At 66.4% G+C, this 2837-nt stretch carries 4 protein-coding genes; all 4 read right to left on the reverse strand.

Going from position 1 to position 2837, the window contains the following annotated elements:
• Positions 1 to 275, reverse strand: a 275-nt coding sequence (locus tag AC1D1Z_RS35920; protein ID WP_477853572.1) for a hypothetical protein, incomplete at its 3' end; no start/stop codon positions are given.
• A gap of 33 nt (positions 276 to 308) precedes the next feature.
• Positions 309 to 1355, reverse strand: coding sequence for an N-acetylneuraminate synthase (gene neuB, locus AC1D1Z_RS35925; protein WP_477700262.1), 1047 nt, complete (start codon positions 1353 to 1355; stop codon positions 309 to 311).
• Positions 1352 to 2068 (reverse strand): acylneuraminate cytidylyltransferase family protein, encoded by a 717-nt coding sequence (locus AC1D1Z_RS35930; protein WP_477700263.1) that lies wholly within the window; start codon positions 2066 to 2068, stop codon positions 1352 to 1354. Before AC1D1Z_RS35930 ends, neuB begins: the two co-directional genes overlap by 4 nt.
• The gene (locus tag AC1D1Z_RS35935; RefSeq protein ID WP_477700264.1) at positions 2065 to 2739 is read right to left on the reverse strand and encodes a class I SAM-dependent methyltransferase; all 675 of its coding nucleotides are present in this window, start codon (positions 2737 to 2739) and stop codon (positions 2065 to 2067) included. The genes AC1D1Z_RS35930 and AC1D1Z_RS35935 overlap by 4 nt, the downstream gene beginning before the upstream one ends.
• Between the last annotated feature and the right edge of the window lie 98 nt (positions 2740 to 2837).

Here is a 2837-nt window from a genome sequence, read left to right on the forward strand (position 1 = left end):
GGACCAAGCGCTCCCGGTAGCCCCATCCCGGCAAGATCGGGGCCCGTCTCGTAGAAGATCACTTTCTTTCCAGCCGTCCTGCATGCATCGAACACCGAGCGGCAGATAAGGTCGGGCAGATACACAGCCCGGCAAGGCAGTGCGGCGAGAAGCGAGTACAGCGCATCGCGGCCACTAGCGAACAGGGTAGCCGCACCGACCCGGCGGGATAGCATGTCGCCCATGCTATCTTTTACCGCCGGGGGCACGCGCAAGAAGTGCTCGCCGCCGATCATGATGTGCAGGCTTGGCCTACGTCGGCCGGCCCGCTACCCCTCGCCTTCGAGCATGGACCACTGCAAGGTCGTATAGGCCGCGACGTCCTCGGCCAGCGGCCGCCCCAGGACTTGGTCCCATTGTTCCGGCGCAATACCGGTACCAGGTCGACGCAATCCGATATCGGTTTCGCCGAGYCGGTGGCCGCGCGGGAGCTGGCGCAACACGACGACGCTGCGCCGCGCGACGTCGCGTGTGTTCTGCTCAATCGCCTGCGGCTGCTTCACCCCATCGCCCAACATGGTTTGCACCGTACGGATACCCTTGACGACGGCCGCGAACTCCTGCGGATCGGCCGATGCACGGTGATCCGGCCCGGGCAGCGACTTGTCCAGTGTGATGTGCTTTTCGATCACAGTGGCTCCGAGTGCGACCGCCGCCAGCGCGGCCTCGCCGCCCAAACTGTGATCGGAATACCCCACCGGCAAGCCGGTCGCCAGCGCCATGGTCGGGATCGCGCGCAGGTTCAGGGACTCCGGCGGCGCGGGATACGCCGACGTGCAATGCAGCAGGCTCAGCGTGTCCGGACCGGGTGGCGGGAATCCCCCGCGGCGCCACCGCGCTGCGATCCATTCGATCGCCCGCTGCACCTCCGCGAGCGTCGCCATGCCCGACGACATCAGCAGCGGCAAACCCGTGTCCGCAGCGCATTCGAGCAGGCGCTTATTGGTGATCTCGCCGGACGGCAACTTGATGCGCCGCACGCCGAGCCGCACCAGCATCGCCACGGCGTCTTCCGAAAAGGGCGTCGAGCAGAATTCGATGCCGCGGTCGAGACAATGCCGCGCCATCCGGGCGTGCTCCGCCTCGTCGAGCTCCAGCTTCCGAATCATGTCGAACTGGCTGGTCTCGCCGGTGTTGACGCGCTGGTAGTCCGCGGTCGCGGCCTGCGGCGTCACGACGTCCTCGGCGCGAAACGTCTGGAACTTCACTGCATCGGCGCCGGCATCGCGAGCGGCGTCCACCAGTTGCAGCGCGAGGTCGACGCTGCCGTTGTGATTCACGCCCGCTTCCGCGATCACGAACACATGCTTTGTCATGGTTGCCCCGCCGTTCCCTGCCGCCGCCAGAGCCATTCGGCCCATTCGAAATCGAGGGCGTCATCGATGTCCACCGACCGGTGCCGGGGCATGACGCTGGGGCGGATGCCGACGCTCCAAAAGCCGTCCACGGCCGCCCGCGCCAGGGCAGCACGCTGCCAGACATAGATCGAGCCGTTCAGCCCCCACGCCGGCGGGACGTCCTGCCGACGCGCGAACCCCTCGGCCTTGCTCACACACAGCGTGCCATCGGACCGGGCTTCGACGAGCGAGTAGTAGGGATTGTGCGACGGCTCCGTCACCGTGACGATGAGGTCAGCCTGCGGTGCGAGCCGGATCGCATCCGCCAAGTCCTGCTGCGTGCGCAGCGGTGAGGTCGGTTGCAGGTCCACGACAAGGTCGATGCGTTCACCCTGGCTCTCCAGGTAAGCGATCAAATGCTCGATCGCAGGTATCTTCGCCGCAGCGTCGGTGGCCAGTTCAGCCGGACGCCGGTACGGCACCTGTGCGCCCCACTCGCGGGAGATGGCAGCAATCTCGTCGTCATCGGTTGAGACGTATACCGCTTCGATGAGGGGACAGGCGCGCGCCTGCTCGATCGTGTGGGCGATCAGCGGCTTGCCCGCGAACGGCCGGACGTTCTTGCGCGGCAGCCCCTTGCTGCCGCCCCGGGCGCAGATCGTCGCAACGGTCTTCTGGCGCGGAGCGCTCACTGTTTGATCCCTTCGACCAGCAGATGGCGGATCTCGCGCTGTCCGCCCTGCATCGTGAAACTCCCACGTTCGACGCCGGCAACGGTCCAGCCCTGCAGCAGCACGGGGACATCCTCCTCAGCAGCAAAGCGCGTTGCGCCGAACCCTTCCAGCGGCCCTTCGCTGCACCACCACATGTCGCGCCCGGCCGCTTCACCGGTGCCGTCGCCCCAGCAGCCGCGCGCGAACATCCGGCTGAACAGGCGCCCGCCCGGCTTCACCACCCGCGCCATCTCGCGATAAACCTGCTGGGCATCTTCGAAGCCGCAGTAGCACACTGCCACCACGTCGAGGATGCCGTCGAAGTAGTTGTCCGGATATGGCAGCCGCAGGGCATCACCCACCTGCACGAGCCCTCCTGTCGCCGACCACGCCGGGCACTCGCGCTCGAGCCGCTCTCGCGCCAGACCCACGGCGGTGTCCGAGCCATCGATTCCGTGCACACAGAATCCTTCGCGCGCCATGAACCACAGGTTCGCACCGCTGCCGCAGCCGACCTCGAGCAGGCGCACGCGCGATGGCTCCCCCGCCTGCGAGAAGCGGCCCTTCACGAAACGGATCACGTCTTCGCCGGGATATTGGCCCCAGACGCGCGATTGATATACGGTCTCCCAGACCGGGTTCCAGCTCATGTTCAGACTATACGATAAAAGATTGGGCGCTCAGGGTGCTCTGCGCGCTCTTGGGGAAATCGCTTCTTCAGCTCGTTATAACGACTGTCGTCGAACAC

This window comes from Rhizobium sp. P1_E1, assembly GCF_056406015.1.

Excerpts from the sequence above, each read along its gene's own strand:
- AC1D1Z_RS35935 (WP_477700264.1), bottom strand. The coding sequence starts at position 2,739 with ATGAGCTGGAACCCGGTCTGGGAGACCGTATATCAATCGCGCGTCTGG.